The sequence below is a fragment of the Vreelandella titanicae genome, from assembly GCF_014697095.1.
Lineage (GTDB): Bacteria > Pseudomonadota > Gammaproteobacteria > Pseudomonadales > Halomonadaceae > Vreelandella > Vreelandella titanicae.
This window is the reverse complement of sequence record NZ_CP059082.1, coordinates 2,975,000-3,001,972: the sequence shown is the minus strand read 5'-3', so window position 1 is coordinate 3,001,972 and position 26,973 is coordinate 2,975,000. Positions and strand designations below refer to the sequence as shown.

At 53.7% G+C, this 26,973-nt stretch carries 20 protein-coding genes, 1 pseudogene and 1 CRISPR repeat array; of the genes and pseudogenes, 15 read left to right on the top strand and 6 right to left on the bottom strand.

Features of this window, described 5'->3' with window-relative positions:
• Positions 1-2: 2 nt before the first annotated feature.
• The 6 genes and pseudogenes from cas5c to cas2 all read left to right on the top strand — a co-directional run bounded on the left by cas5c (position 3) and on the right by cas2 (position 5,337).
• Positions 3-671, top strand: a complete 669-nt coding sequence (gene cas5c / locus HZS52_RS13755) for a type I-C CRISPR-associated protein Cas5c (RefSeq protein ID WP_190372984.1) — start codon at positions 3-5, stop codon at positions 669-671.
• Positions 668-2,467: a type I-C CRISPR-associated protein Cas8c/Csd1 gene (gene cas8c, locus HZS52_RS13750; protein ID WP_190372983.1), complete on the top strand. Its 1,800-nt coding sequence runs from the start codon at positions 668-670 to the stop codon at positions 2,465-2,467. The genes cas5c and cas8c overlap by 4 nt, the downstream gene beginning before the upstream one ends.
• Positions 2,464-3,333, top strand: coding sequence for a type I-C CRISPR-associated protein Cas7/Csd2 (cas7c, locus tag HZS52_RS13745; protein ID WP_190372982.1), 870 nt, complete (start codon positions 2,464-2,466; stop codon positions 3,331-3,333). Before cas8c ends, cas7c begins: the two co-directional genes overlap by 4 nt.
• A gap of 10 nt (positions 3,334-3,343) precedes the next feature.
• A pseudogene (gene cas4, locus HZS52_RS13740) lies at positions 3,344-3,982 on the top strand (CRISPR-associated protein Cas4).
• A gap of 5 nt (positions 3,983-3,987) precedes the next feature.
• Positions 3,988-5,028 carry a type I-C CRISPR-associated endonuclease Cas1c gene (cas1c, locus tag HZS52_RS13735; RefSeq protein ID WP_190372981.1) on the top strand — a complete coding sequence of 347 codons (1,041 nt, stop codon included), beginning with the start codon at positions 3,988-3,990 and terminating at the stop codon, positions 5,026-5,028.
• 18 nt (positions 5,029-5,046) lie between these two features.
• On the top strand, positions 5,047-5,337 hold the full coding sequence (gene cas2 / locus HZS52_RS13730) for a CRISPR-associated endonuclease Cas2 (protein ID WP_113270882.1): 291 nt from the start codon (positions 5,047-5,049) through the stop codon (positions 5,335-5,337).
• Between the two features lie 188 nt (positions 5,338-5,525).
• Positions 5,526-9,695: direct repeats of the CRISPR family, unit length 33 nt; unit sequence GTCGCGCCCCGCCCGGGGCGTGCGGATAGAAAC.
• Between the two features lie 190 nt (positions 9,696-9,885).
• Here cas2 and HZS52_RS13725 read toward each other — a convergent pair.
• Entirely contained in the window at positions 9,886-10,149 is a 264-nt protein-coding gene (locus HZS52_RS13725; RefSeq protein WP_190372980.1) for a Txe/YoeB family addiction module toxin, read from the bottom strand.
• Positions 10,146-10,388 (bottom strand): type II toxin-antitoxin system Phd/YefM family antitoxin, encoded by a 243-nt coding sequence (locus tag HZS52_RS13720; RefSeq protein ID WP_125746783.1) that lies wholly within the window; start codon positions 10,386-10,388, stop codon positions 10,146-10,148. The genes HZS52_RS13725 and HZS52_RS13720 overlap by 4 nt, the downstream gene beginning before the upstream one ends.
• A 347-nt stretch (positions 10,389-10,735) precedes the next feature.
• Here HZS52_RS13720 and HZS52_RS13715 point away from each other — a divergent pair, with 347 nt between their 5' ends.
• Positions 10,736-11,983 carry a dicarboxylate/amino acid:cation symporter gene (locus HZS52_RS13715; protein WP_190372979.1) on the top strand — a complete coding sequence of 416 codons (1,248 nt, stop codon included), beginning with the start codon at positions 10,736-10,738 and terminating at the stop codon, positions 11,981-11,983.
• 498 nt (positions 11,984-12,481) lie between these two features.
• Here HZS52_RS13715 and HZS52_RS13710 read toward each other — a convergent pair whose 3' ends face one another.
• From HZS52_RS13710 to HZS52_RS13695, 4 genes are read right to left on the bottom strand one after another with little or no spacing between them, the layout of a single operon-like run.
• Positions 12,482-13,228, bottom strand: a complete 747-nt coding sequence (locus HZS52_RS13710; RefSeq protein WP_190372978.1) for an SDR family NAD(P)-dependent oxidoreductase — start codon at positions 13,226-13,228, stop codon at positions 12,482-12,484.
• A 45-nt stretch (positions 13,229-13,273) separates the two neighbouring features.
• Positions 13,274-14,572, bottom strand: a complete 1,299-nt coding sequence (locus tag HZS52_RS13705) for a TRAP transporter large permease (RefSeq protein WP_159177004.1) — start codon at positions 14,570-14,572, stop codon at positions 13,274-13,276.
• Entirely contained in the window at positions 14,569-15,081 is a 513-nt protein-coding gene (locus HZS52_RS13700) for a TRAP transporter small permease (protein WP_190372977.1), read from the bottom strand. Before HZS52_RS13700 ends, HZS52_RS13705 begins: the two co-directional genes overlap by 4 nt.
• Before the next feature lie 56 nt (positions 15,082-15,137).
• Positions 15,138-16,163, bottom strand: coding sequence for a TRAP transporter substrate-binding protein (locus HZS52_RS13695; protein WP_159177006.1), 1,026 nt, complete (start codon positions 16,161-16,163; stop codon positions 15,138-15,140).
• Between the two features lie 496 nt (positions 16,164-16,659).
• Between HZS52_RS13695 and HZS52_RS13690 the strand changes: the two genes are divergently transcribed.
• The 8 genes from HZS52_RS13690 to HZS52_RS13655 all read left to right on the top strand — a co-directional run bounded on the left by HZS52_RS13690 (position 16,660) and on the right by HZS52_RS13655 (position 26,911).
• On the top strand, positions 16,660-17,829 hold the full coding sequence (locus HZS52_RS13690) for a sialidase family protein (RefSeq protein ID WP_022522885.1): 1,170 nt from the start codon (positions 16,660-16,662) through the stop codon (positions 17,827-17,829).
• Positions 17,826-18,779, top strand: coding sequence for a 4-hydroxythreonine-4-phosphate dehydrogenase PdxA (pdxA, locus tag HZS52_RS13685; protein ID WP_022522884.1), 954 nt, complete (start codon positions 17,826-17,828; stop codon positions 18,777-18,779). Before HZS52_RS13690 ends, pdxA begins: the two co-directional genes overlap by 4 nt.
• A gap of 20 nt (positions 18,780-18,799) precedes the next feature.
• Positions 18,800-19,696 carry a dihydrodipicolinate synthase family protein gene (locus HZS52_RS13680; RefSeq protein WP_263364878.1) on the top strand — a complete coding sequence of 299 codons (897 nt, stop codon included), beginning with the start codon at positions 18,800-18,802 and terminating at the stop codon, positions 19,694-19,696.
• The gene (locus tag HZS52_RS13675) at positions 19,693-20,817 is read left to right on the top strand and encodes an iron-containing alcohol dehydrogenase (protein ID WP_190372975.1); all 1,125 of its coding nucleotides are present in this window, start codon (positions 19,693-19,695) and stop codon (positions 20,815-20,817) included. The genes HZS52_RS13680 and HZS52_RS13675 overlap by 4 nt, the downstream gene beginning before the upstream one ends.
• A gap of 117 nt (positions 20,818-20,934) precedes the next feature.
• A complete protein-coding gene (locus HZS52_RS13670) occupies positions 20,935-21,984 on the top strand; it encodes a four-carbon acid sugar kinase family protein (RefSeq protein ID WP_190372974.1) in 1,050 nt (349 codons plus the stop codon).
• A gap of 12 nt (positions 21,985-21,996) precedes the next feature.
• On the top strand, positions 21,997-22,740 hold the full coding sequence (locus tag HZS52_RS13665; protein WP_190372973.1) for a FadR/GntR family transcriptional regulator: 744 nt from the start codon (positions 21,997-21,999) through the stop codon (positions 22,738-22,740).
• Positions 22,741-23,011: 271 nt separating this feature from the next.
• Complete coding sequence (locus tag HZS52_RS13660) at positions 23,012-23,602, top strand: DUF4202 domain-containing protein (RefSeq protein ID WP_190372972.1); 591 nt, start codon at positions 23,012-23,014, stop codon at positions 23,600-23,602.
• A 102-nt stretch (positions 23,603-23,704) separates the two neighbouring features.
• Complete coding sequence (locus HZS52_RS13655; protein WP_190372971.1) at positions 23,705-26,911, top strand: FAD-binding and (Fe-S)-binding domain-containing protein; 3,207 nt, start codon at positions 23,705-23,707, stop codon at positions 26,909-26,911.
• Positions 26,912-26,973: the final 62 nt, after the last annotated feature.

The window sequence follows — 26,973 nt, the reverse complement described above, 5'->3', positions numbered from 1 at the left end:
TTATGTCATACGGGGTTCGACTGCATATCTGGGGTGACAGGGCCTGCTTTACGCGGCCAGAGATGAAAGTAGAGCGTGTGTCCTATGATGTGATTACACCCTCGGCGGCACGTGGCATTCTGGAAGCCATCCACTGGAAACCCGCCATTCGCTGGTGCGTAGACCGTATCCACGTGCTCAAGCCCATTCAATTTGAGTCGCTGCGGCGAAATGAAGTCGGCGGCAAGCTCTCAGCTGCATCAGTAACAAAAGCTATGAAAGCGGGCCGCGTTGATGATGTGGCCTATTTTGTTGACCAGAACCGCCAACAGCGCGCCGCCACCATTTTACGCAATGTAGCTTACGTTATTGAGGCGCACTTTGAATTTACCCCACGTGCGGATGATAGCGACACGCCCGGCAAACACCTGGATATTTTCAATCGCCGCGCTCGCCAAGGCCAATGCTTCCACACTCCCTGCATGGGCACCCGCGAATTCCCGGCGAATTTTGCGCTCATTGAAATTGAGCAGCCTCTCCCTTCTTTTGACCCAGCATTAACCGGTGAAAAAGACCTTGGCTACATGCTGCACGATATTGACTTTGCAAACGGCAAAACATCGCGATTTTTTCGTGCCAAGATACAAGATGGCGTGATTGAAGTGCCTCCCTTCCAGGAGACACTCGCATGATACTGACCGCCCTCAATGACTACTACCAGCGGCTCTCCAAAGAAAGCAAAGTACCGCAGTCCGGCTTTAGTACAGAAAAAATCAGCTTTGCCTTGGCATTCGATCAAAATGGTGTGCCACAGCAGATTGATGATCTACGTGACACCTCAGGCAAAAAACCCCGTGCCCGCCCTTATCAGGTGCCTGTTGATAAACGTCGTACATCGGGTATTCACGCCTACCCACTTTGGGATAAAACTGCGTATGCATTAGGAGTAACAGCCGGAGAAGGCAAACGCTTAAACGATGAACATGCCGCCTTCAAAACCCGCCAGTTTGACCTTTTCCGTAACAGTGATGACAAATCACTCCTGGCTTTTTTGAAGTTCTTAGATCAATGGCACCCTGAAAAGCTATCCTCGCTGCCCGGTTACAGCGAGGAGGTACTAGATAGCAATATTATTTTTCGGCTAGATGGACAACGACAATACTTACATGAAAACGATGACGCTCGCCAAATTTGGAGCACTGCCCTCGAAGAAAATACCGGCATTTATGGGCAGTGCTTAATCACCGGTGAAAACGCCGTACTAGGTACGGATCACCCTGCCATTAAAGGCGTTAGAGACGCACAATCGTCGGGTGCCTCGCTAGTCTCATTTAACAGCGAGGCCTACGAGTCTTACGGCTTTCGTAAAAATCAAAACGCGGCTATTTCCACATCAGCAATTTTTGGCTACACAACGGCGCTTAACTATTTACTGCGTGGCGATGCAGACAACCAACAACGCCTGCAAATAGGCGATACCACGCTGGTTTTCTGGGCAACTGCGCAAACATCAAAGGCGGCGCAATCAGCGGAAAGCTTCTTCGCGGTACTCAACCACCCCCCCAGCGATGAGCAAGAAGCGAGCAAACTAGGCTCCCTACTTGCCCAGGTAGCTGATGGCCGCCCACTAAAGGAAGTCGCTCCAGAACTAGAACCCGAAACGCAATTTTACGTACTAGGCCTCGCTCCCAATGCCGCTCGTCTATCCGTTCGTTTTTGGTTGGTTGATAGCCTGGAACATTTAACTAAGCATTACGCACAGCATTACCGAGATCTAGATATCCAGCCTGCACCATGGAAAGGCATTGCCCCCAGCGTTTGGTGGTTAACCCTGCAAACAGCGCCTATTCATGGCGCACGGCCAAAATCAGAAGATGTTCTGCCCCAGCTTGCTGGCGAAATGATGCGCGCCATTATCACAGGGCAGCGTTATCCCCGACCGCTACTTACCAGTGTTGTTATGCGTTTTCGCAGTGATGGCAATATCAACGGCTTACGCGTCGCACTTTGCAAAGCGGTGTTAGCCCGAGAGGCTCGCTTAACCACGCACTTAAACTCGAACAATCAGGAGGTTTCCGTGAGCCTTGATAAAAGCTCCACCCATCCAGGTTACTTATTGGGCCGCTTATTTGCCGAATTAGAAAACGCCCAACGTGGCGCACTTGGTAGAGAGTTAAATGCCACCATTAAGGATCGCTACTACGGTGCCGCCTCGGCGGCGCCCGCCAGCGTTTTCCCTATGCTGCTGCGCAATGTGCAGAACCATCTTTCATCCATGCGTAAAAAAGACAAAAGCGGTATTGCATACACTATTGAAAGTGAAATCAGTCAAATTATTGACGGGCTAGGCGATACCTTCCCGCGCAGCCTAGGTATCGAAGAACAAGGGCGTTTTGCCATTGGTTACTACCATCAATCACAAACGCGATTCGCTAAGAAAGACAACGCGAATAGCGATGAACAATCTGAACAGGGAGACTCAGAATGAGCACCATTGCTAACCGCTACGAATTTGTCCTTTTATTTGATGTAACCAACGGCAACCCCAACGGCGACCCTGATGCAGGCAACCTGCCACGGCTCGACCCAGAGACCAACCAGGGGCTTATCACAGATGTTTGCCTAAAACGTAAAATTCGTAACTACGTCGCTCTCGAAAAAGAACACGACGCTGGCTATGCCATTTATATGCAAGAAAAGTCAGTGCTCAACAACCAGCATAAAAAAGCTTATGAAGCGCTGGATATTAAACCTGAATCTAAAAAGCTTCCCAAGGAAGCGGAAAAAGCGCGCCAAGTAACCAAATGGATGTGCAATAACTTTTTCGACGTGCGCACCTTCGGCGCAGTCATGACAACCGAGGTAAACTCCGGCCAAGTACGCGGCCCTGTCCAGATGGCCTTTGCCAGCTCTATCGATCCCGTCATACCCATGGAAGTCTCCATTACCCGTATGGCGGTTACCAACGAAAAGGATCTTGAAAAAGAGCGTACCATGGGGCGCAAGCACATAATTCCTTATGGCTTATACCGCGTACATGGCTACGTCTCTGCAAAACTAGCTGAACGTACCGGTTTTTCAGAGGACGATTTAGCTCTTTTATGGCGCTCTCTAATCAATATGTTTGAACACGACCGCTCTGCCGCGCGTGGTGAGATGTCCACCCGAAAACTTGTTGTTTTCAAGCATGATCACCCAATGGGTAACGCGCCCGCCCATGTGCTCTTCGATAGTGTTCAAGTGAAGCGTGTTGAGGGGAAAGAAGATACACCGGCACGCCACTACAGCGACTATCAAGTCAACATCGCCAGCGAGTCACTCCCGCCTGGTGTGACGGTAGAAGAACACCTATAGGTGAAACGCCATGGAAGAAGAGGCACGCCCCATTCCGCTTTCGGCCCTGCAACATACGCTGTTCTGCCCGCGCCAATGCGCGCTGATCCATGTAGAGCAACAATGGGCAGAAAACCGTTACACTGCTGAGGGCCGTTTATTACACGAACGCGCTGACCAGTTGGGGCATCAGCGTCGCCGGGGCGTACACACTTCCATGGCCTTGCCTTTGGCAAGTGAACAGCTGGGATTGAGTGGTATTGCCGATGTTGTAGAGTTTGATGAACGTCAATCACCTTTGACTGTACGCCCTATTGAGTACAAACGCGGGCGACCTAAAGCGCACCGTGCGGATGAGGTGCAGCTTTGCGCTCAGGCGCTCTGCCTGGAAGAGATGCTAGATATCCACATCGACTCTGGTGCCCTATTTTATGGCAAAACACGACGGCGCAAATAAGTCGTCTTTGATGACACTCTACGCACGTTAACTCATCGCATTATTGAGCAAACCCGCGCTATTTTTGATGAGCAGCAGACGCCGCCGGCTATTTACGATGCCAAGAAGTGTGATCACTGCTCCCTTGTCGATATTTGCCAACCTCAAGTGTTTGGCAAACAGCGCTCCGCAAGCCACTGGCTTAACCGTCAACTTGATGCCCTGGATGAGTGACGCCAATGCGACGACAATTAAACTCACTGTACATCACCACCGAAGGTGCTTGGCTTAAAAAGGAAGGCGCCAACATTGTCATGCAGGTAGAAGGGAAAGAGCGCGCCAGGCTTCCCATTCATATGCTGGAGTCCCTTGTATGCTTTGGGCGTGTACTGGTATCCCCGCCGTTAATGGGATTCTGCGCTGAACAAGGCGTTACCATCACCCACCTGTCACCGAACGGGAAATTCTTGGCGCGTATTGAAGGCCCCGTCTCTGGCAATGTATTACTCAGGCGCACTCAATATCGAGTCAGTGATAACGAAGACTCCTGTTCGAGCCTAGTTAGTAGCCTTTTGATTGGTAAAGTCCATAACCAGCGCGCTGTTCTCGCCCGGGGCATTCGCGATTATGGCAGCAAGTTGCCTCCTCATGATCGCCAGCGCCTGGAAGCGGCTCGTGACCGGCTAAGCCGCATCGCACGTAATTTACTGCAACCTGCCACAACCAATGAGCTACGGGGCCTAGAAGGCGAAGCCGCCCAAGTATATTTCAGCGTCTTCAATTTATTAGTGCGCCAAGAAGGTGGTGCTTTTGAGTTTAAAGGCCGTAATCGCCGCCCGCCGAGAGACCGCATTAATGCGTTATTATCGTTTTTGTATACGCTACTCACCCACGACTGCCGTTCAGCACTAGAAAGCGTCGGCTTAGACCCCGCCGTAGGCTTTTTACATCGGGATCGCCCAGGTCGTCCCAGCCTTGCATTAGACCTTGCTGAAGAGTTCCGCCCTTTATTAGGTGACCGCCTAGCCCTTTCGCTTATCAATCGACGCCAGCTACGCGAAAAGGACTTTAATATTACTGAAAGCAATGGCGTCGTTATGACCGATGATGCCCGCAAGCTGGTTCTAACTGCTTACCAAGAGCGAAAGCGTGAAGAGTTATTGCATACGTTTATTGATGAAAAAGCACCTATAGGCATGCTGCCCATACTGCAAGCTCAATTAATGGCGCGTCACCTGCGAGGTGACTTAGATGCTTACCCACCTTTCCTTTGGAAATAGCATACTGAGGGCAATATCATGATGGTACTGGTCAGTTACGATGTCAGCACCTCCTCAGAGGGTGGTGAAGGCAGGCTGCGGCGAGTAGCAAAAGCGTGTCGAGATGTAGGGCAGCGAGTACAATTTTCCGTGTTTGAAATTGAAGTCGATCCCGATCAATGGGTACGCTTCCGTCAACGCTTGATCGACTTGATTGATGACGAGGTGGACAGCTTACGCTTTTACTTCTTAGGCCGAAATTGGAAAAACCGCATCGAACATATTGGCGCCAAGCCCGCCTTAGATATGAATGGCCCTTTAGTTTTTTAATGTTTCTCTTGTTTGCGAACCGCAAGTGTTTTGCCAAACCCCGTCAGGTTCGCAGCTCTTTAATAAATTGATTTTAATAATAAATTCTTTCGCCAACTCCTTTGCACCAAGCAAGATCGTCTGATACTCAGCGTTTCGCAAAAGCATGTCTTTTTGCTTTTATTTTTCATGATGTTATAAACAGAACGGTCGCGCCCCGCCCGGGGCGTGCGGATAGAAACTCGCCGACCGACACGGACGCCGAGAGCTTTATGAAGTCGCGCCCCGCCCGGGGCGTGCGGATAGAAACATCCTAAATTAAGGTTACTTTGAAAACTAAAAAAGTCGCGCCCCGCCCGGGGCGTGCGGATAGAAACGTGTAGACAATCTGGGTCGCCCTACGCACTTTAACGGTCGCGCCCCGCCCGGGGCGTGCGGATAGAAACTTTAATCGTTGCGCCGCATTTTGTGCATTCGTACTCGTCGCGCCCCGCCCGGGGCGTGCGGATAGAAACTGTGGTTAAGGATTTACGTGAGCGCTTTGGCGTGGTCGCGCCCCGCCCGGGGCGTGCGGATAGAAACGCGAGGTTATCCGCTATGCCGATGCTTGGCAGAATGTCGCGCCCCGCCCGGGGCGTGCGGATAGAAACAAACACCTCGTTAAGCGTACCGGCTAACGGGAATGGTCGCGCCCCGCCCGGGGCGTGCGGATAGAAACTATCTACGCAAGAGGTGGCCGAGTTTTACAGCCAGTCGCGCCCCGCCCGGGGCGTGCGGATAGAAACTGTGCCGATTGGCAAGATCGTGTCAGAATACCGCGTCGCGCCCCGCCCGGGGCGTGCGGATAGAAACCAAGGTTATGGCAGCGCGAAACCGCGGCGGATCGGTCGCGCCCCGCCCGGGGCGTGCGGATAGAAACTTGCGTTGAGTTTGACAGGCGTTGCGCTGATATTGTCGCGCCCCGCCCGGGGCGTGCGGATAGAAACGTGCGTGATATCCGGTTCTGGCCCATTGATGAACGTCGCGCCCCGCCCGGGGCGTGCGGATAGAAACTGCTGCTTGCTGCACGTAAGCACCAGCCGCATTAAGTCGCGCCCCGCCCGGGGCGTGCGGATAGAAACCGCCAGTGCCGGGTGGCGAATATGAGGTCATGTGGTCGCGCCCCGCCCGGGGCGTGCGGATAGAAACACATAAAACAGCGTGGTGCTACTCCATGCGTACTGGTCGCGCCCCGCCCGGGGCGTGCGGATAGAAACACCGCCACCCTCGCGTATCCGGCGTGCAATGGCGTCGCGCCCCGCCCGGGGCGTGCGGATAGAAACGCCAACAGTTTCAAACGTAAGCGCATCGTAGCCCGGTCGCGCCCCGCCCGGGGCGTGCGGATAGAAACATCCAAGAGTCAGGTGGTGCGGCCAGCATCCTGGTCGCGCCCCGCCCGGGGCGTGCGGATAGAAACATCCAGAGAGGCAGCCACGTTGGAAAGCGGCGCATGTCGCGCCCCGCCCGGGGCGTGCGGATAGAAACGCTGGGGTAAAACACCCCCACGCGATATGCGGGCAGTCGCGCCCCGCCCGGGGCGTGCGGATAGAAACTAGCTTAGCAGTGCTTAGCAACGCAAACGCCGCTTGGTCGCGCCCCGCCCGGGGCGTGCGGATAGAAACCACCGCCGTCGCCCGGAGTTGATCTTCCAGCGAAGTCGCGCCCCGCCCGGGGCGTGCGGATAGAAACAACCATGCTCTTGAATGCGTGCGGTACTGGCACTGTCGCGCCCCGCCCGGGGCGTGCGGATAGAAACGCCGCCCATGGTTAGCGCGGCGTTTTGGCCGTCGATGTCGCGCCCCGCCCGGGGCGTGCGGATAGAAACGTTTACTTTGGCGTGGGCCCTTGGTGCGTTTGGATGTCGCGCCCCGCCCGGGGCGTGCGGATAGAAACTGTGGAGTCAATGTCGCCATTGAAATTACCTCAAGTCGCGCCCCGCCCGGGGCGTGCGGATAGAAACTGTACGTTACTGTCACTCCTGCGATGGAGCTTTGTCGCGCCCCGCCCGGGGCGTGCGGATAGAAACTTTGCAGCTAGTGAAGCCGTCCTCTTTTTGGCTGGGGTCGCGCCCCGCCCGGGGCGTGCGGATAGAAACATGCATATGTAGTGATTCATCCCAACCACCCCTCAAGTCGCGCCCCGCCCGGGGCGTGCGGATAGAAACTGTTGACGCCCGCTCGCCTTGTTGGTTGCCGATGTGTCGCGCCCCGCCCGGGGCGTGCGGATAGAAACCTGGGCTACCTGAATCAAACGGAGTTGCTTAAATGGTCGCGCCCCGCCCGGGGCGTGCGGATAGAAACCCTCGCTATGACGTTACTACTTCCACGCTAGGCGGGTCGCGCCCCGCCCGGGGCGTGCGGATAGAAACTGGCCTATCGATGAACTAGAGCCCGGCGGGCTGCCGTCGCGCCCCGCCCGGGGCGTGCGGATAGAAACCAATCGAAACATCGCCCCCCTGAACTCTTACTCCGGTCGCGCCCCGCCCGGGGCGTGCGGATAGAAACCTAGGTCGCGGACCACACCAAGCAAGACGCGCCGTCGCGCCCCGCCCGGGGCGTGCGGATAGAAACAACAACGTCATGCTTTGCGCGTACTGCTGAGTAGTCGCGCCCCGCCCGGGGCGTGCGGATAGAAACCAGCTCATCACAAATTAGGTCACGCAGCGGCAATAGTCGCGCCCCGCCCGGGGCGTGCGGATAGAAACCCAAGCTCCAACTTTGCGTATATAGACCAGGCCGGTCGCGCCCCGCCCGGGGCGTGCGGATAGAAACTGTCAGTAGAAAACCAGAACAATAAACTTTGCATGTCGCGCCCCGCCCGGGGCGTGCGGATAGAAACATTGCGCTAGCTCCTCTGCTGTGTAATCGCGTGACGCGTCGCGCCCCGCCCGGGGCGTGCGGATAGAAACTTAACAGCATTGCTGCCACTAAAATAGATAAAACGTCGCGCCCCGCCCGGGGCGTGCGGATAGAAACCACGCTAGGCGGCACGGGTACGGTAACTTTCAACGGTCGCGCCCCGCCCGGGGCGTGCGGATAGAAACCTGGCTATGCGGTGAAATACTTCCGCTGGACGGATGGTCGCGCCCCGCCCGGGGCGTGCGGATAGAAACAATGGCGACATTGACCCCACAGAAAGCGGACTTTGGTCGCGCCCCGCCCGGGGCGTGCGGATAGAAACATCTCAGTGGGCAGTCCGAATTAAGCAGGGTGTTAGGTCGCGCCCCGCCCGGGGCGTGCGGATAGAAACATGCGCAAGTTAGCAGGCTCGGCGCTTTTTTGACGGTCGCGCCCCGCCCGGGGCGTGCGGATAGAAACAGCATATCCAGGCTCGCTAAGTAGCGGGTAAGCGTGTCGCGCCCCGCCCGGGGCGTGCGGATAGAAACCACGTATACCTACACGGCCACACGAACGCCATAGAGTCGCGCCCCGCCCGGGGCGTGCGGATAGAAACCATGGGTGTGCGTATAGCTTTGCTGCATCCTCCAGCGTCGCGCCCCGCCCGGGGCGTGCGGATAGAAACACCGAATACGACTCAACCGAGCATGATGCTATCTGGTCGCGCCCCGCCCGGGGCGTGCGGATAGAAACAGGATTAGCCGAGTAAGCACAGTGTCGAAAACGTCAGTCGCGCCCCGCCCGGGGCGTGCGGATAGAAACTCGAAGCGCCCCGAGAAGAAGGCTCCAAAGCCTAAATGTCGCGCCCCGCCCGGGGCGTGCGGATAGAAACACCCTTCCGAATGCCGACTCTTGGCGAATCGGCAAGTCGCGCCCCGCCCGGGGCGTGCGGATAGAAACTCTGGCAGCGGCTCATCAAGCGTACCTGTATCAGTCGTCGCGCCCCGCCCGGGGCGTGCGGATAGAAACTGCATACACTCGCGGCAATCCTTCACCGCCACAGTCGCGCCCCGCCCGGGGCGTGCGGATAGAAACATTACTGTGTTTGCCGTGATGGCCACCTCCTGGCGGGTCGCGCCCCGCCCGGGGCGTGCGGATAGAAACAGTACGCTCTAGCTTTTCGGCAATCTGCCTAACGCGTCGCGCCCCGCCCGGGGCGTGCGGATAGAAACGGCAGCATCGACATTAGTGCTAACGATCTGATCGAGTCGCGCCCCGCCCGGGGCGTGCGGATAGAAACACAACAGCCATCACGCGAGCTGCCGGAACTACCTTGTCGCGCCCCGCCCGGGGCGTGCGGATAGAAACATCGGGTACCGTGCGCTTTTCCGCCGCCTTTGGCGTCGCGCCCCGCCCGGAGCGTGCGGATAGAAACAGCACTGGCAATCTGCTGAATATCGGCACCACGGCGTCGCGCCCCGCCCAGGGCGCGCGGAGAGAAACTCTAAATGGTGACTCATCGACGCGCCGGGGGCAAATGTCGCGCCCCCACGAGGCGTACGGATAGAAACCGCAAAGAGTAGCGACCTGAATAAAAACACCTGCGTAACTCACGTGGTAAGCCTATGGCGCATCCGCGAATACAGCGCGCAGCGCTGCTTAGATGATCGGCAACAGCGGCTAAAATTATGCATTATTTGTAGTGGCTCCAAAGCCGAAGCACTTTAATTACCCCTTCGTCTTCAAGTACCTGGCAAACCAAACGATGCTGAATATTGATGCGCCGTGAATAAGCCCCCGCAAGATCACCGATGAGCTTCTCAAACGGAGGTGGTTTCCGATACGGGTCTTCTGCGATCAGTGCTAGCAGCTCCTGTGCCTTTGGCTTCAATCCGCTGGAGGCTAACTTCTTCGCGTCTTTCTGAGCGTGTTTGGTGTAAACCAACTTCCATGTCACCAGTCCAACTCCTCGTCGCACTCATCCACTGGGGTCTCCATTCCCTCACGAACAGACTCTCGCATCCCTGGCACAGAAAGCAGGAAAAGCGTCTCCTGAATGGCAGACCAGTCCTCCTCCGCCACCAGAACGGCTTTATTCCGCTTGCCCATAATGACAATGGGCTGATGAGATTCGGCAGTCTCATCAATCAACCGATAAAGATTGCTGCGCGCCTCTGTTGCAGATATTCCGGTCATAACGCACCTCTAATTTATCCCGCATCACCTTGACTGTACGCTATCCAGTACGTACGTCAAAACGAACGTACTATTTAACCCTATTTAGGCTCGAATTAAATCACCACAATTCAGAGCTTTGTTCTGATCGTTGTATTTTCAAAATAGCTGTAGCGTGAGCCCTCAACCTCAAGTAGCGCGTGGTATGCCTGCGGCTGAGCAGCATTTAACTCTCGGACTTAACGCATGTGCTATGACCACTCGGTATATCCATCCCAGCCCGTTAGCCAAAAGTGATAGAGTGCCCGCCGATTCGTCTAACGAATCGATAAATAATAGGTTTTAACACTTTTGACAGGAGAAGCGCAGTGCAGGAGACAACACAGCAAGGAAAGTTTGCCTGGTGGCGACGAATTGCCCTATGGAAGAAGATTCTCGCCGGCTTGGCGTTGGGTATTTTGGCAGGCGCGCTATTAGGCGAGACCGCCAGCGTGTTTAAACCGCTGGGCGATATTTTTATTAACGCCATTATGATGCTGATTGTGCCACTAGTGTTCTCCACTCTGGTGGTGGGTATTACCTCAATGCGCGACCCCCAGAAAATGGGGCGTATTGGCGCGCGTACCATTACGCTCTATTTGGTCACCACCGCCTTTGCTATCTCCATTGGTCTGGTACTTTCCACCCTGCTGCAGCCGGGCGTGGGCGTTGATTTAAGTTTTGACTCTGAAGTGGCCGCTAACGAAGCGCCATCGCTGGTCTCTATTCTGGTTAACTTAGTGCCGCGTAACCCGTTGGACGCCCTGGCCAACGGCAACATTATGCAGATCATTGTGTTTGCCATTGGTTTAGGTATTTCGCTAACGTTGATTGGCGATAAAGGCGAGCCGGTCATGAAGGTCTTCGATAGCTTTGCCGAGGCAATGTACAAGCTCACCGGCATTGTGATGGCGTTTGCGCCCTTCGGCGTATTTGGCTTAATCGCCCACGTCTCCGGACAGTACGGTTTAGAGATATTGCTGCCGCTGGCCAAGTTGATTGGCGTGGCGTACCTGGCCAGCATTCTTCACGTGCTGGTGATCTACTCGGGTTTGATCTCGTTACTGGGGCGGCTAAACCCCATGCGCTATTTGCAGGGCAGTCTGGACGCTATTGTTGTGGCGTTCTCGTCCGCTTCTTCTGCGGGCACCCTGCCGGTCTCTATACGTTGCGCGCAGAAGAACCTGGGCGTTTCCGAAGGGGTTTCAGGGTTTGTGTTACCGGTAGGCGCCACCATCAATATGGATGGCACCGCGCTTTACCAGGGCGTGGTCGTGCTATTCATCGCCCAAATGACTGGCACTGATTTGAGCATGATGGATTACGGCATGATTGTCGCCACCGGCACACTGGCCTCCATTGGTACCGCAGGCGTACCAGGCGCTGGCCTGATTATGCTCTCGATTGTGATGGCCCAGGTTGGTCTGCCGCTGGAAGCTATCGCCGTGGTCGCGGGGATTGATAGGATCCTTGATATGGCACGCACCAGCGTCAACGTTGCCGGTGATTTGATGGTGACAACCCTGGTAGGTAAAAGCGAAGGGGAGCTCAATGAAGAGATCTACAACCGCCGCTAGTATGAACTCAGGCATTTATAGCGTGTAAAGAAGCGCAACTCATTATGCGATCAGCAAGCATCCCGTCACAGAAAAACACCCGGCAAATGCTAGGTGTAGGCAGGGATGCTTTGATACCGTCTCTCGATAGCAACTGCAAGGGGGATTTACCCTCCTTGCAGTTAATATTTACTTTGGGACTTCAACACGCCAAACGCAATATGCGCCAATTCCGCATAGCCGCTTCCAACACCAATAACGTTGGTTTGCCACGGGCTCAAACTTCAGTTTGCTGGCATCAATGCCGATACATGCCATCACGTTGTCTCGCGTTGTTCGTACAGCTTCTTTCGGAGTGCTAAAGACTTTGGATACCGTTCAAATTGACGTGATAAAGAACATCTACGAAGCAGGGCCAATGCCCTTGTTCATTTGGAGACTCAGTTGACGATGGACAGTTTCAAGCTCCAAACCCAGGAATAAAGAAAAATTCCAAGCATCAAAACAATCACGAAAACATCAATTCATATAAGTCCCACCGTTAACATTAATAGTTTCTCCAGTGAGAAAATCAGACATACTGGACGCAAGAAAAAGCACAACATCTGCTACATTTTTAGGTGTTCCTAATCTTTTCAAAGGCACATTAGATGTGACTTTTTCAAAGTAATCATCTGACCATTGTTTAATCATATCGGTTTCAACAGGACCAGGACTAACACCATTAACATTTATATTATACCTTGCCATCTCAAGAGCAAGATGCCTTGTTAAGTAATCAACACCAGCTTTAGATGCTCCATATGAAGGGGCAGCATTCTTATGCCCCGACTTAGCAGTACTAGAACTAACATTAACAATTTTACCGCACCCCCTCTCGACCATATGAGATAAAACTGCCTTGCTGAAATAAAAATTTCCATTCAGGTTAACATCGACTACATGATGCCAATCATCTAACTCAACATCTAAAGTAGCGCTGCGCATATTAATGCCAGCATTATTTACCAATATATCAATCTTCCCAAAAAGTCCTATTGTTTTCTTAGAAACCTCTTCTGCAGTTTCAGGATTAGTAACATCTCCAGCAAAAACCAGACACTCCCTTCCCATTTTTTCCACATCGCTGTAAACTTCATTTAACAGCTTTAAGTTTGTGCCAACAATAGTTAAAGAGGCTCCATTCTCAGCCAGCGTATTAGCAATACTCCTGCCTATACCTCTACTAGCACCCGTTACGATCGCTACCTTATCAGCTAACATCATCGCCATTAACCTCAAAAATGAATTCAATTACTAATTGATGGCTTATTACATCAACAAGTCCGGTAGGAATGTCACAATTTTCGGGAATACAATAATACTAAGTATAGACACAAGGTAAATAATGACAAAAATGACAATATGTTTCATCATTTTCAGTACGTTTGTACCGGCTATTTTTGCTGACAATAAAGTAGACAACCCATAAGGCGGCGTTACCGTCCCCAGCCGAATAGCCATCACCGTTACAATACCTGCAACAACCGGATCAACGCCTAATTCGCGTATAACAGGAACGGACATAGGCACAAAGATTAGCATGGCTGAATTTGGCTCCATAAAGGTACCAAGGATAAAATACAGCAACACCAGCACTAATAAAAAAGTAAAGGCGTTAAAATCATTTTCAATAATAAAACTAATGACTGGATCTAGCGCTTGATAATAAGATAAGACCCAAGATAAAAACGAAGCAGCGGCAATCAATATATAGATAGAGGCTGAATCCGTCACAGCCCTGTGCATAACTTCTTTATAATTTTTAAAGCTTCTTTCCTTTTTAATAAAGAAGGCCACAACAAATACATACACCACGGCAATCGCGGCGGCTTCCGTTGCGGTGAATACACCTGCCATTATCCCCACAATGACAATTAAAAACAAACTAACGGGAAAAATGCTTTTCTTGATCGCCAACCGCTTGGAAAGCTTATCATCCTCACTTAAACCAAGAAGTTCATTACTCACAGGCCCAACATTATTTTTATGAGCATAATAGTAGGCGTAAAACATTTGGGTTGCACCAATCAGAACCCCTGGAATAATCCCTGCTATAAACAACGAAGCGACAGAGGTCTGTGATAAAGCACCATACACTATTAATAAAATACTAGGAGGTATTATCGACCCTATGGTAGAAGATGCAGCGGTTATCGTTGCTGCAAACTCTTTGCTGTAACCTGCTTTTACCATGGCAGGTATTAAAATTCGGCCTAGCGATGCAACATCTGCTACTGAAGAGCCCGATATAGCCCCAAAAAACACACTCGTTACAATATTTATATGTGCCAGGCTGCCTTTCAAGTTACCCACTAAGGATTTAGATATATAAATTAAGTCATCTGTTACTTTTGTCAGGTTGAGCAACGCACCACAAAAAATAAATAGCGGGATCGCTAACAGTGTAAAGCTTGAAAAGGACTCGATCATAACAGAACTAGCTTGAGTCAAGCTTACGAGCGGCTCGAAGATGATAGGAATCGCTGCAGCGATAACTATACTGAACGCAACAGGAACGCCAATCAACAAGCAAACAAGGAAAACAGAAATGATTGTCAGCAAAATCATTTACTTTGAACCTCTTTCTTATGTTTCTTAAAAAACAAGCCCCTAGCATTGAGCAAATGAAAATAAACCATGAGTATCGAGCCCACCAAGAATGCTGAATAATAATAAATTAGGGAAGGCTGCGAAGAAAGAAATCGAATCGATACTAATTCCGACCTAACCAACCCTGACTTGAAAGCAGCAACGCCAATAAAAACCAGTATCACAATACCCACAAGAGTAAGAAAATAGACGATGGCATCTCTTATTTTAGTTCCTCTTTCGCTCAAATAATCCGAGAGTATGTCAATTTCCAAATGTGCCTTTTCCTTTACTGCTATAGCAGACCCCACAAAAACAAGCCACAGTAGAGAAAACTTCCTTAACACCTCTAGCTCCGGTATGGAATAAGAGAACACATACCTTGTGATCACCCCAGTAAACAACGTTACTGAAATTAGCACCAGCATGAACATACCTATCAATGATACCGATCTTAACAGTAAAGAATTAATTTTTTCATTCCACATGTCACAACCTCCAAAGAGGTACTACCCTCAAACCTTAGGGCAGTACAAACTCACTATCAGTTAAAGGTTTCGTTAACGACATCTTCCACATCATATTTTTCAGCCAATTCATTTAACTGAACCCGCGATCTTTCAATAAAACTCTCTCGATCAGGATCTGTAAAACTCACACCAAAATCATTTTCTAACGTTGCGATATCTTCTTCAGTTTTTTCAAAAGCTTTACTGATATATTCAGGCTGAACGACATCCCGTGCTCTTTCGATTGCGTCTTTATGTTCACCAGACAATGCTTCATATCGTTCGTTATTCATGACCACAAAACCAAGATCTAAACGGTGCTGTGTTCTAGCTATGTATTTGGCTACTTCGCCAAACCGCTGTTGAATCATTGCATCTAAACTATTTTGCGACCCATCTGCGACGCCTGTTTGTAGCGCAGAGTATACTTCGTTAAAGGCAATGCTCGTGGGGTCAGCCCCTAAGTTACGCCACCACTCAAGCTCAGTAGACCCTGTGCCACTGCGCATTGTTTGCCCTTCTAGGTCTTCAACAGAATTAATGGGGAAGGTACTAATGATATTTCTTTCCAGGCCGCCCTCATACATAACTGTCTTCAAACCAGGATTTTCTAGAAGCAAATCCTCGAAATATGAAAGTTCACCTTCTGTATTCACGATAGATTCGAAATGTTCTCTATCTTTAAACAGATAATAAGCACCCAGCACTTCAAACACGGGATTTTGTTCAGCGAACCAGCCTGAGTCTGAGTAGATCATATCAATATCACCAGAGATGACTGACTGATATAAGCTTGAGGCGTTGCCTAGGGTTCCATCAGTGTGAACGGTGACTTCGATCTCTCCGTTACTCTGACTTTCAATTTCTTCGCCAAATGCTGTAAGCGCTCTCGCTAGCAGTGAGTTCTTAGGTGTAATCGTCGCAGCTACCAACTTCACTGTTTCTTCGCTTGCGGAAGCTTGCTCAGAATCTTCATTCGAGCAACCACTAATGACGGTAAACAAAGCTCCTGACAACAATAGAACTGTTGTTTTGTGCAACATAGTCTTTTCTAAAATCATTGTTTGTTCTCCTTTAACACAAACTAAGCGTTTAACCCGCTCTTGTGTGATTGTATTAGCGGTCTGTAACGTTGGGCCTCAGGGCGACTTCGTAAAGGCGCCGCATACGATATCGACTGCGCAAAGATTCAACCGAAGTGAGGCAGTCGCATACAACAGCAATAAAAATCGAAGGCACTGAATCAGTGACCTGCAATTTATCAATGCTGTTGCTCCTCTTCACGCCTATTGACATCTATGATCTCTCTCAACGCTCAGCGTCCTACCACAATGGCTTCAGCCAACAATGTTGTCAATTACGGAAATACATAAAATTCATCTTAAGAAAATATATAAAAATAAGTCATTGTTAATAAAGAATTTTTAAAACAAATAACCCTTTAGTCTATACGCTTATTTTTACTCTATAACTTGACAACATCTTTTCCAATGATGATGCTCATCGTCATAAAGGCAGCGATAACACACCCATGCCGCTAAGGAGTGAGTACAAAAAATGACACCTGACGAAATCGCAGCAAAAATGAACGGGGCCTCCGTCTCGCGCCCTGGCGGGACCGAAGCTATTCTGCCGTCAGCAGCCGTACAAAATCATGCCGCTTTCCTATCCGCCCTTCCCGATGGCGCACTGCTCTGCACGTGGTTCGGGGGAACACTCGAAGGCAAGTCGGATATCTCCATTCACGCATCAGTGCTGTCGCCTAACGCAGATACCTGGGGACCCGCGCAACGCCTTACCGACGACGCGACCCGGTCTGAACAAAATCCAATCATCTTTATATCGCCCGAGGGCGAAATAATTCTGTTCAATACGGCTCAACCTTCGGGCAATCAGGATGAAGCCAGGGTGATCATGCGCCGACTTGAGGTAAAGGGCGCGCATGTAACCAGTGGCCCCAGCCGTGACCTGGGTTTGCCGGATGGAACCTTTATCCGCGCCCCACTGAGTGTTAGGCAGAACGGCGAGTGGTTGCTGCCACTATTTCGCTGTAACCCTCGCCCAGGCCAACGCTGGAATGGCAGCTACGATACGGCTGCAGTAGCGGTCTCGAAAGACCGAGGCGAAACATGGGCAATTGCAGACGTGCCTGATTCGCCAGGGGCTGTTCACATGTCAACGGTGACGCTCGAAAACGATAAGCTGGTAGCCTTCTATCGTCGCCGCCAAGCAGATTTCGTACACCGTTCAGAAAGCCTCGATGGCGGTCAAACCTGGACATCCCCCACGCCCACCAACGTACCTAACAACAACTCCTCAATTGGCGTGACACGGCTCGCCGATGGGCGAATCGCTATGGTCTGCAATCCAGTATCAGCAGCAATGTCTCAGGATCGCCGCGAGTCTCTGTATGACGAGCTAGGCGAGGAGGATGATCGGCCAAATGCTTCGGGCGGCTGCCAGCCGATCTGGGGTGTTCCACGCGCCCCCTTGGCGCTATGCCTTTCCGAAGACGATGGACGCACCTTCTCTTATCAAGTCGTTATCGAGGAGGCCACAGGCACATGCCTCTCCAACAACTCGGTGGACGGCCACAACAAAGAGTTGTCTTACCCCGTCATTCTGCAGCGAGACAATGGGCAGGTGGAAATCGCCTACACCTTATACCGCCGAGCTATCAAGCATGTTCGGCTCAGCCTTGATTGGATAAACGGAGCAGCCGTATGAGCGATATTCTCGGTATTACTATGGGCGACCCCGCTGGAGTCGGCCCCGAAATAACCATCAAGGCGCTGGCCGAGATGACGCCCGAAGAGCGAACGAAAACGCGCGTTTTTGGCAACCTGGCGACCTTAGAGGCAGCCCAAAAGGCAGTCGGCACATCCATTGACCTTTCAGGCTTAGTCGAGGATGTAGACATTCCGGGTGCTCCATTGCCCTGGGGCCAACTTAGCCACGCGGCTGGGGATGCCGCTTTTCGCTTTATTGAGACGGCGGTTCGGGCGGCTCAAGACGGCTCAATTGGCTGCATTGTCACAGCGCCGATTAACAAGGAGTCGCTGAACGCGGCTGGTCATCATTATGATGGCCATACAGGCATGCTACGCACTTTAACGGGATCGGATGCGGCCTACATGCTGCTGGCATCTGAGCGGCTGGAAGTGATCCACGTATCGACTCATGTCTCACTAAAAGATGCCATTGAGCGCGTGACTCCCGAGCAAGTACTCGTGACGATTCGCGCCGGCTACGAGCATATGCGCCGTATGGGTGTCGAGTCTCCCCGTATTGCCGTCGCAGGACTTAATCCTCACTGTGGCGAAAACGGCTTATTCGGCAATGAAGATATTGAAAAGATCAAGCCAGCTGTCGCCATGGCGCATGACGAAGGCATGAACGTTGAAGGGCCCATTTCAGCTGACACTGTCTATTATCGCGCCTACCAGGGTGAATTCGACTTAGTGATCGCCCAATACCACGATCAGGGCCATATTCCGATCAAGCTAATCGCCTTCGACTCGACGGTGAATGTCTCGGTGGGACTGCCGATCGATCGCACGTCAGTCGATCACGGCACGGCTTTCGATATCGCCGGCACTGGTAAGGCCAACCACACCAACATGAAAGCTGCCATTGCCTATGCGCGCAAACTGGTAGCAGGCAGGTACACATCATGACAACCAACGATTTCGGCGGCGTGTACTGTGCCGCCGCCACCCCCTTTACCCAGGACAGAAGCCCTGATCACGCCGCCTTTGCACAGCATTGTCATGCGCTTATCGAAGAAGGCTGCGACGGTATCGCCCTCCTTGGCACAACCGGTGAAGCAAACTCGTTGGGTCTGAAAGAACGACAGGAGCTCCTTGAGCGGGTGATTGAAGCCGGTATCGCGCCATCGCGGCTGATGCCAGGAACCGCACAAACCAGTGTGGCGGACACCGTAGCGCTGACGCGACACGCGGTCGAGGCTGGCGTAAAGGCGGTCGTGCTGCTGCCCCCCTTTTATTACAAGGGCGTCAGTGACGAAGGCCTCTTCCGCACCTATGCCGACATTATCGACCAGGTCGCCGATGACCGGCTGCGCGTGATCCTTTATCACATTCCTCAGGTCTCCGGGGTCGCGATTTCGCAGGCGCTCATTACTCGCTTGCAAGCCGCCTACCCCGGCATTGTGATCGGGATCAAAGACAGCTCAGGTGATCTTGACAACATGCGCCGCACCATCGCCGAGTGTCCAGATTGCGCTGTGATGGCCGGGGCCGACCCGCTGATGCTGCCGCTTTTGCAATCAGGAGGCGCTGGTTGCATTACGGCCAGCTCGAATTTGGTCGCGGCGGATTTACGCATCGTCTTCGATAAATGGAATGATCCCACGCACCAGGCTGAGGTTGAGTCGGCACAGGCGCGCATCAATGCATGGCGCGAACTCACCAACGCCTACGTTCAGCTACCCACCGTCAAGACGATGCTAGCCCGTCGCCGAGGCCTAGATAGTTGGACACGCGTTCGCCCGCCGTTCATTGAGCTTTCTGATGAGGAGCGTGCGTCGGTCTTGACGCGAATGGAACAACTTGAGCATGAGGACAAAGCATGAGCGCAATCGATAAACCGATCACTATTCACCAGCCTAAGCGGCTGGAAGTGGGGGCCGGAGCCTCTGCTCGTTTAGGCTCATGGGCGGCCGGGGTCGAGCGATCGCTCGTCATCGCTGACCAGCACACGGCCAGCTATGCCGACGCACTAGAGCTGCCGGGTAACGTCACCATATTCGCTGACGTTACACCCGAACCCGACACCAGTGTACTTGAACGGGCAATTGCTTTCGCCCGCGAATGCCAGCCTGATCTGGTCGTGGGCCTCGGCGGCGGTTCGGTGATGGATATCGCAAAATTGGTCGCCGCACTTTGGGACGGTGAACAAGCGCTTAAAGACGTTGCGGGTCCGAACCGCGTGCAGGGGCGCCGCACTCTCCTCGCCCAAGTGGCCACAACCGCCGGCACCGGGTCCGAGGCGGGTATTCGCGCCCTGGTCACTGATCCGGATTCGAAGTCGAAAATCGCAGTTGAAAGCCCATATTTGCTGGCCGATTTCGCCGTACTCGACCCCGTGCTTACTTACTCGGTACCGCCTGCTGTCACCGCGGCGAACGGAATCGACGCCATGGCGCACTGTGTCGAAGCATTCACCAACATCAACGCGCACGACCTGATCGACGGCTATGCACGAATGGGAATGTCCTTGATCGGCAAATACCTACCCCGTGCGGTTGCCGATGGTCAGGATACTGAAGCACGTGCCGGCATGATGCTCGCCTCATATTACGGCGGGATTTGTCTAGGGCCGGTAAATACCGCCGCTGGTCATGCCCTCGCCTATCCCCTGGGAACACGCCTCAGTCTTCCACATGGCCTATCCAATGCGATCATTTTTCCACACGTGCTTGCCTTTAATGAGTCTGTGCACTCAGAAAAGACGCGCGAAATCGCAGGTGCGCTGGGGCTTCACTTCGATGGCTCCGCTGGATCGCTGTTTGATTCGGCGTATGCCTTTTGTCGAGATCTCGGCGTCGAGATGCAGCTTGCCAAGCATGGGACTCAAGAAGAAGACCTGTCTACCTGGGCCGAAGAAGCACATGGTATCCGCCGCTTGATGGACAATAATCCACGCGACATGACCGTTGACGATGTGCTTGCGATATACCGAGCTGCGCTCTAATTCACGGCACTTAAAAACCACCAGGCCTTAGCCCCATCGCTTTGAATAGCCAAAGCTATCGCTTGGCCTGCAGGTGATTGGAAATAACGGTTCAGCGAAATAAAAAAGAGATCCCCAATGGCGCCCAAGATAGAAGCTTTGAGACTCATCATTATTGCTGACGACCTCACCGGTGCACTCGACTCTAGCGCAGCATTTGCACGGTATGGGTTTCGCACCTATGCCGTGACCTCACCAGAGGCCATCGCGCGCGCGTTGGCCGAACGACGCCCAGAGGTTTTGGCCATCTCGACACAAACGCGTGACGCCTCCCCAGAGGATGCTAAAGAGCGAGTCGCTCAAGTAATGCGGGCACTGCCTAGCGGCACACTCATTTTTAAGAAGGTTGACTCCCGGCTCAAAGGACCGATTGCCGCTGAGCTAGACGAAATCTCTTACCATAGGATCGTCGCCATGCCGGCAATCCCGCAATTCGAGCGGATCGTTGTCAACGGCTGCGTCAGCGGCTTTGGGGTGGACGCACCAATCTCGGTCGGCGATGCGCTCGGCCACCATGCCAGCAGCGCCTGTATACCTGATACGCTGCATGACGAAGAGATGGATCAGTGGATTGGCGCTCATACCACCGACACCCTATTTTTGGGTGCACGCGCGCTCGCAGAACGCTTGGCAATGCACATGGCCGATCATGCGACCCCGCAAGACCTGCCGTTGTCGTTCCCGCCAGCGCTGTGTATAACCGCAGGGTCAAGGGACCCGATTACATTGGCTCAGATTAACGCGCTGCTCTCAGCTAAACTTGATGTCGTACATATACCGGCGCCCAACGGCTGCTTAGACGCAGAGCTGCAGCAAAACGCCCGTATAACCGTGTTGCAGGCCACTCCCGGCGCCACATCAATACCGGCTGCAACGGTGGCAACGAATCTCGCTGCGTCGCTCAAAAAGCTAACCCCAGAGAATGACGTTACCTGGTTTCTCACGGGCGGAGCGACGGCTGAGGCTGTGCTGCTAAGTAACGATATACTGGAAATGCAAATACTCGGTGAAATTCTTCCCGGCCTTCCCGTCTGCCGAACCGAAAATACGGTATTTATTACTAAGTCAGGTGGCTTTGGCGCAGATGATACACTGGTAAGGGTCGCCGAAATGATTTGCAAAACTTAACGGAAAAGCCGCATGAGTGATCAACGAGAACCCACATCGGGACGCCGCAGTTTAGGCGAGATGGTCTACGACCAGATGCAACGTGCGATTAAGTCAGGGTCTTACCAAGCTGACGAGCGCTTACCGACTGAACATGAGCTTGCTGCAGAATTTCAGGTATCTCGCCCTATCGTGCGCGACGCACTGCAGAAACTACGCGAGCAAGGGCTGATCTATTCCCGGCGCGGCGCTGGCAGCTTCGTACGTAGCTTCGGCCTACGGCAACCATTGGGTTTCGGACAGATAGAAAACATTGCCGATTTAGAAGATTGCTATGATTTTCGCCTTAGTGTCGAGCCGGGAGCAGCAGCCAGGGCTGCGGAACGGCACAACGAGGAAGACCTTCAACACATTAAATCTGCCTTGAAAATATTGCGCGATGCAACCAACCGTCGCCGACATCATGAGGACGCAGATTTTCAGTTTCATTTGGCAATATCGCAGGCGTCGGGAAACCGCTATTACGCGACAGCAATGGAAGCACTGGAAGATCACATCGCCGTTGGCATGCAGTTTCACGGGCTCTCCCTCAAGGCAACGCCCGATGGCCTGCAACATGTGTTTGAAGAGCACCGCGCTATCGCTGAGGCGATCGAGCAGCGTCGCTCCGAGCTAGCACGGGATCTCATGCGTCAGCACTTGACCGGGTCGCGTGACCGCTTGTTCGAAGGAAAACGACGCGCCACGACTTCCAGCCCTATGACAGCGACAAAGTAATTCTTATGGTCTTGCCTGGGCAGCGACGTCACTACCGCTATGAGAAAGCCTCTGGCAGCTACTTTATTCCTACCAGCACAGCGCCATGGTTGTACTACACATAAAAAAAGCCTGATAAGTCGGATGCCTACAAGACCGGGTGAGCAGGCGCCCGCTGTGATTAGCAGCGGGCGCTGCGCTCCCCTATTCTCATAACCCTCCCTACAGCAGTTGTGATTCACACAGTTTCTCGGCAACCTATTAGCATCATTTCTAGCCGAGCACCGCTGCTATGCCTACCGCTTTTGATCAAACGCTCGCCGCCATCGATGCCTTGCATGCCGAGGATCCGCGTTCCACGACGCTTGCCGATGGCACGTCCATGCCCCAGGAATTGGCCTATGCCCAGCGCATGAGCGAATGGCTAGACCGCGTGCATGACGCGCCCGATGAGGTGCTGCGCTTAGCCGTACGCGCACAGCACTTACAGCGCTGGTTAGTGCCGCGTGAGGAGTACCCCGAAGGGCGCGTAGGCTACTTAACCTGGCGGCGCGACCAGGGCAAGCGCGCAGGCGATACCACCGCCCAGCTAATGCGCGACGCAGGCTACAGTGACAAAGAAGCCAAGCGCGCCGCAGCGATTATTGGCAAGAAAGGCCTGGGCCGCGACCCCGATGTGCAAGCGCTGGAGGATTGTGCCTGCCTGGTATTTCTAGAGAACTACTTTGCCGATTTTTCACGCAAGATCGAGCACGACCATATGGTGCGTATTGTGCAGATGACCTGGCGCAAAATGTCACCCCGCGCCCATGCACTAGCCTTGAAGCTACCGATGTCGGATGCCTCATTAGCGCTAGTAAAAGAGGCCCTGGGAGCAGAGTAAGGTGCAGTGCAAAGCGCGACAGTGAGATGCAGCGGGGCAGCCGCTGCGGTAAAGTAGCGGTCTTCTTTTAATGCGCCCCCGGCACTGACGGCTTGATCAACTATGATTGCATCCTTGGACACCCGTACCGCCCCGTTCGAACGCTTGGGCAATGAGTATGTACGTTTTCTGCAGGCGCTTAAAACGCGCGGCTTCGAAGGCGAAATCGCGCCCGATTACGCCAACCGTACGGTGCTGGCAACGGATAACTCGATTTACCAGCGTCTGCCCCAAGCGGCGGTCTACCCCAAGCATGCCGAAGACCTAGAGCGCCTTACCCGGTTGGTCGCGCAAACCACTCACCGCAGCATTGTATTAACGCCCAGAGGCGGCGGCACCGGCACCAACGGTCAGTCGCTCACCGATGGCATCGTGGTGGATGTCTCCCGCCATATGAATCAGATCCTAGAGATCGATGTGGAAGCACGGCGGGTGCGCGTTCAGGCGGGGGTGGTGAAAGATCAATTAAACGCCGCGCTCAAACCCCATGGGCTGTTTTTCGCCCCGGAGCTTTCGACCTCCAACCGCGCCACTATAGGCGGCATGATCTCTACCGATGCCAGCGGCCAGGGTAGCTGCGAATACGGCAAAACCCGTGATCATGTGCTGGAGCTCGATGCCATTTTGATCGGTGGAAAGCACCTGCACAGCCGCGCTTTAACATCGGACGAAGAGCAGGCTGAGTGCCAGCAGGAAGGCATTCTGGGCCGCGTACATGCCACCGCCGCCAATATTATCGACCAACAGCGCGAATTGATTGCAGCCAAGTTCCCGCCGCTCAACCGTTGCTTGACCGGCTACGATTTGGCCCACCTGCGCGATAGCGAGGGGCAGCTCAACCTCAACAGCCTGCTGTGCGGCTCGGAAGGCTCGCTGGGCTTTTTGAACGAGGCGGTGTTGAATGTGCTGCCGATTCCCAAGCACTCCACTCTGGTCAATGTGCGCTACACCAGTTTTATGGATGCACTGCGGGATGCCAAAGCGCTGATGGCCGCTAGCACCTCTTCACAACCTCAGCCGCAGGCGCTACAACCCCAGCCGCAGGCGCTGCGCCCTACTTCCATAGAGACCATCGACGACACCGTGCTGCAGTTGGCCATGGAAGACTTCGTCTGGGACAGCGTGGCGGAGTTCTTCCCGGCGACCGCTAACACGGTGATTCGTGGCATTAACCTGATCGAATTTAATGACGACGATGAGAGCGCCCTCGCCAAGCGGGTTCGCGCCTTCACCGACCACCTAAGCCAAGACACCACCGTTGAGCGCCTAGGCTACACCTTGGCCGAGGGGCGTGGGCAGATCCAGAAAGTCTACGCCATGCGCAAGCGCTCGGTGGGTTTGCTCGGCAATGTGCAGGGCGAGAAGCGGCCGATTCCGTTTGTGGAAGATACCGCCGTGCCGCCGGAGCACTTGGCGGACTTTATCACCGAGTTCCGCGCCGCGCTGGATGCCAGAGGGCTCGCCTACGGGATGTTTGGCCATGTCGACGCCGGTGTACTGCACGTGCGCCCCGCCATCGATATGAAAGATCCCGAACAGGAAAAACTGATTCGCGCGGTGTCCGATGAAGTGGCGGCGCTGACCCAGAAATATGGCGGCCTGCTGTGGGGCGAACACGGTAAGGGCGTGCGCTCGGAGTATTCACCTAAATTCTTTGGTGAGCTTTATCCCAGCCTACAGCGGGTAAAAGCCGCCTTTGACCCCTATAACCAGCTAAACCCTGGCAAGATCGCCTCGCCTCTCTCTAACCCGCCCGGGGCCGCGGGCATTTCCACCTCGCCCGACGCTGCGAGTAAGCCTCAAAGCAACGAGCTAATCGCCAAAGATAGCGACCCCGATCTGTTGACGGTGGATGGCGTGCCTATGCGCGGTCAGTTTGATCGCACCATCGACGAGCGTGCCTGGCAGGCCTATGACGCCGCGGTGTACTGCAACGGTAACGGCGCCTGCTACAACTACGATGTAGACGACCCAATGTGCCCGTCGTGGAAGGCGACGCGGGATCGCCGTCACTCGCCCAAAGGCCGCGCCAGCCTGATCCGCGAGTGGCTGCGCCTGCAGACCCAGGCGGGAATCGATGTTGTTGAGGAGTCGCGCAAGAAAAAAGCCGAAGGCGGCTGGGGCTTTATTAAACGCTTTCCGCTGCGGGTGGCGAATACTCTAAGCCGCAAGCAGCACCATGACTACTCCCATGAAGTTTATGACGCCATGGCGGGCTGTTTGGCGTGTAAGTCCTGCGCGAGTCAGTGCCCGATCAAGGTCAACGTTCCCCAGTTCCGCTCGCAGTTCTTGGAGGTCTACCACGGCCGCTACCTGCGCCCGATTCGCGACTACGTGATTGGCGGCACCGAGTTTATGCTGCCGACCCTGGCCAAAGCCGCACCGCTGTATAACGCCGTGATTGGCCAGCGCTGGGTAGAGCAACTGATGCGCCGTACGCTGGGCATGAGCGACTCCCCGGCGCTTTCACGGGCCAGTGTTAAAAAGCAACTGAACGCCTGGGGCGTTGCCGAGGCAACACCGCTCTCACTGGCCCTGTTAACCGAACAGCAGCGTGCCAATAGCGTGATTATTGTCCAGGATGCCTTCACCACCCACTTTGAAGCCAAGCTGGTGATGGACGTGGTGGAACTGCTCTCGCGCCTCAATCTACGCGTGTTTGTGATGCCCTATTCGGCGAACGGCAAACCACTCCAGGTGCAGGGCTTTCTGGGCGCCTTTGAACGCGCCGCCGCCAAGCAGGCCGAGCGGCTACGCACCTTGGCCCGCTTTGATATCCCCCTGGTGGGCATCGACCCGGCAATGACGCTCACCTACCGCCAGGAGTACGTCAAAGCGCTAGGTAATGAGGCGGTGCCGGAGGTGCTGATGCTGCAGGAGTGGCTCACGACCCGCATCAATACGCTAGCGCCCAACCAACTTAAGCTAACCGACCCCGGCTTTAAGCTGCTCTCCCACTGCACCGAGAAAACCAATGCACCGGGTAGCCCTAAAGCATGGCAGCAGGTATTTGCGGCGTTTGGGTTAGAGCTTGAGCTGGTGGCCACCGGTTGCTGTGGTATGTCTGGCACCTACGGCCACGAAACCCGCAACGCCGCTACGTCCAAAACGATCTACGCCCAGTCGTGGCAGCCCCAAGTAGAAGCCGAAAACAACGTAGGCAAGTTGCTGGCCACCGGTTACTCCTGCCGCAGCCAGGTAAAGCGCTACTCTGAACAAGTGCTGCTACATCCTTTACAGGCGTTACTCATTGCCCTAAAGCGCAGCTAAAGTTTGTACAAACACTAAACCTTGTATAACGTTGAGGGAGCTAACGGTGTGCGGTGCAGAAA

Bases quoted from the DNA above. Each gene is read 5' to 3' on its own strand.
- cas5c (WP_190372984.1), top strand. From the start codon at position 3: ATGTCATACGGGGTTCGACTGCATATCTGGGGTGACAGGGCCTGCTTT.
- cas8c (WP_190372983.1), top strand. From the start codon at position 668: ATGATACTGACCGCCCTCAATGACTACTACCAGCGGCTCTCCAAAGAA.
- cas7c (WP_190372982.1), top strand. From the start codon at position 2,464: ATGAGCACCATTGCTAACCGCTACGAATTTGTCCTTTTATTTGATGTA.
- cas1c (WP_190372981.1), top strand. From the start codon at position 3,988: ATGCGACGACAATTAAACTCACTGTACATCACCACCGAAGGTGCTTGG.
- cas2 (WP_113270882.1), top strand. From the start codon at position 5,047: ATGATGGTACTGGTCAGTTACGATGTCAGCACCTCCTCAGAGGGTGGT.
- HZS52_RS13720 (WP_125746783.1), bottom strand. From the start codon at position 10,388: ATGACCGGAATATCTGCAACAGAGGCGCGCAGCAATCTTTATCGGTTG.
- HZS52_RS13710 (WP_190372978.1), bottom strand. From the start codon at position 13,228: ATGATGTTAGCTGATAAGGTAGCGATCGTAACGGGTGCTAGTAGAGGT.
- HZS52_RS13705 (WP_159177004.1), bottom strand. From the start codon at position 14,572: ATGATTTTGCTGACAATCATTTCTGTTTTCCTTGTTTGCTTGTTGATT.
- HZS52_RS13700 (WP_190372977.1), bottom strand. From the start codon at position 15,081: ATGTGGAATGAAAAAATTAATTCTTTACTGTTAAGATCGGTATCATTG.
- HZS52_RS13695 (WP_159177006.1), bottom strand. From the start codon at position 16,163: ATGATTTTAGAAAAGACTATGTTGCACAAAACAACAGTTCTATTGTTG.
- HZS52_RS13690 (WP_022522885.1), top strand. From the start codon at position 16,660: ATGACACCTGACGAAATCGCAGCAAAAATGAACGGGGCCTCCGTCTCG.
- pdxA (WP_022522884.1), top strand. From the start codon at position 17,826: ATGAGCGATATTCTCGGTATTACTATGGGCGACCCCGCTGGAGTCGGC.
- HZS52_RS13675 (WP_190372975.1), top strand. From the start codon at position 19,693: ATGAGCGCAATCGATAAACCGATCACTATTCACCAGCCTAAGCGGCTG.
- HZS52_RS13670 (WP_190372974.1), top strand. From the start codon at position 20,935: ATGGCGCCCAAGATAGAAGCTTTGAGACTCATCATTATTGCTGACGAC.
- HZS52_RS13665 (WP_190372973.1), top strand. From the start codon at position 21,997: ATGAGTGATCAACGAGAACCCACATCGGGACGCCGCAGTTTAGGCGAG.
- HZS52_RS13660 (WP_190372972.1), top strand. From the start codon at position 23,012: ATGCCTACCGCTTTTGATCAAACGCTCGCCGCCATCGATGCCTTGCAT.
- HZS52_RS13655 (WP_190372971.1), top strand. From the start codon at position 23,705: ATGATTGCATCCTTGGACACCCGTACCGCCCCGTTCGAACGCTTGGGC.